Genomic DNA, 1,813 nt, shown 5'->3' on the forward strand with positions numbered 1-1,813 from the left:
CGTCGCGCTGGTCCTGCTGGTGCCGGCGGCGCTCCTGGTCCGCCGGCCGCCCGCGCTCGACGCGGTGCCGCAGCCCGGCGCCGCGCTGGCCGCGCCCGCGATGACCGCGCGCCGCGCCTTCGCCACGCCGCAATTCATCGTGCTGGCGGCGACCTTCTTCGCCTGCTGCGCGGCGCATTCTGGCCCGATCTTCCACACCGTCAGCTATGCCATCGCCTGCGGCCTCGCCCCGCTCGCCGCGGTGACGATCTACAGCGTCGAGGGCCTGGCCGGGCTCGGCGGGCGCCTGCTGCTCGGCATCGCGGGCGACCGCTACGGCGCCAAGCCGGTGCTGGTGGCGGGCCTTGCGGTGCAGGCGCTCGCCGCCGGCAGCTATCTGTTCACGCGGGAGATCAGCGAGTTCTACGCCGTCGCCATCGTGTTCGGGCTCGCCTATGGCGGCGTGATGCCGCTCTATTCGGTGCTGGCGCGGGAATATTTCCCGCTCGCCATCATGGGCACCATCCTCGGCGCCACGGCGATGATCTCCAGCCTCGGCATGGCGCTCGGCCCCGCCATCGGCGGCTGGATCTACGACACGCAAGGCGAATACGCCTGGCTCTACATCGCCTCCGCCGCGATCGGCCTCGGCGCCGTCGCCATCGCGCTGTTCTTCCCACCCGTGCCTGCGCGCGCCACGCCCGCGCTGCAGCCGGCCTGACCCGAGAGGAGACCCGCATGACCTATATCGAAGGTTTTGTCGCCGCCGTCCCCGCCGCCAACAAGGAGACCTATCTGCGCCACGCGCGCGATGCCGCGCCGATCTTCAAGGAGTTCGGCGTCACCCGCCATGTCGAGGCCTGGGGCGACGACGTGCCGGACGGCAAGCAGACCGACCTCAAGCGCGCGGTGCAGGCCAAGCCGGACGAGGTGGTGGTCTTCGCCTGGTTCGAGTATCCGAGCAAGCAGGCGCGCGACGCCGCCAACGCGAAGATGAGGACCGATCCGCGCATGGAGCGGATGGGCGAGAGCATGCCCTTCGACGGCAGCCGCATGATCTATGGCGGCTTCGCCACATTGGTCGACGAGCGGAGCCAGGGCCGCGCAGGCTATATCGACGGCGTGGTGATCGCCGCGCCGGCCGCCGCCCAGGATGCCTATCTCGGCTTCGCCAAAACCCACGCCGCCCTGTTCCGCGAGCACGGCGCGCTCCGCGTGCTCGACGCCTGGGGCGACGACGTGCCGGACGGCAAGCAGACCGATTTCAAGCGCGCCGTCCAGGCCACGGCGGAGGAGAAGGTGGTGTTCGGCTGGGTCGAATGGCCGTCCAAGCCGGCGCGCGACGCGGCCTGGGCCAAGCTGATGAGCGATCCCCGCATGCAGGGCGCCAAGATGCCGTTCGACGGCAGCCGCATGATCTTCGGCGGCTTCGCGCCGATCCTCGATAGCTAAGGGCCTGGACCTGTAACCGTCGGGGAACAACCGGCGCCCCGGCGCGTTGCGCTGAGGCCGGAGGAGGCGACACGGCCGTCTCGCGGGGTCCGCCCATGCGACGCACGCTCACGGCCTTTTTCGAGGATTACGGCACCGCCGCCGAAACCGTCCGGCGGCTGGAAGGCGCCGGCATTTCCTATCGCGACATCAGCCTCGTCGCCAACGCGGCGCGCCCGCACGAGATCGTGCCCCAGGGCACCACCGAGGACGGCACCACCGGCGCCGCCGGCGGCGCCGCGGCGGGCGGCGCGATCGGCGGCGGGCTCGGCCTGCTTGCCGGACTCGGCGTGATCGCCGTGCCGGGGCTCGGTCCGGTGGTGGCGGCCGGCTGGCTCGCCGC

General features: G+C 71.8%; 2 protein-coding genes and 1 pseudogene. All 3 read left to right on the forward strand.

Annotated features, from left to right (window positions below; genetic code table 11):
• On the forward strand, positions 1-700 hold a 700-nt coding region (locus tag DT074_RS27820), incomplete at its 5' end, for an MFS transporter (RefSeq protein ID WP_162915299.1).
• A 17-nt stretch (positions 701-717) separates the two neighbouring features.
• On the forward strand, positions 718-1,431 hold the full coding sequence (locus tag DT074_RS27825; RefSeq protein WP_119423071.1) for a DUF1428 domain-containing protein: 714 nt from the start codon (positions 718-720) through the stop codon (positions 1,429-1,431).
• Positions 1,432-1,526: 95 nt separating this feature from the next.
• Positions 1,527-1,813 (forward strand): annotated as a pseudogene (locus tag DT074_RS28385) (hypothetical protein); the annotation flags it as partial.

Source organism: Desertibaculum subflavum, from assembly GCA_003576705.1.
In the GTDB taxonomy this organism is placed as follows: Bacteria; Pseudomonadota; Alphaproteobacteria; order Ferrovibrionales; family Ferrovibrionaceae; genus Desertibaculum; species Desertibaculum subflavum.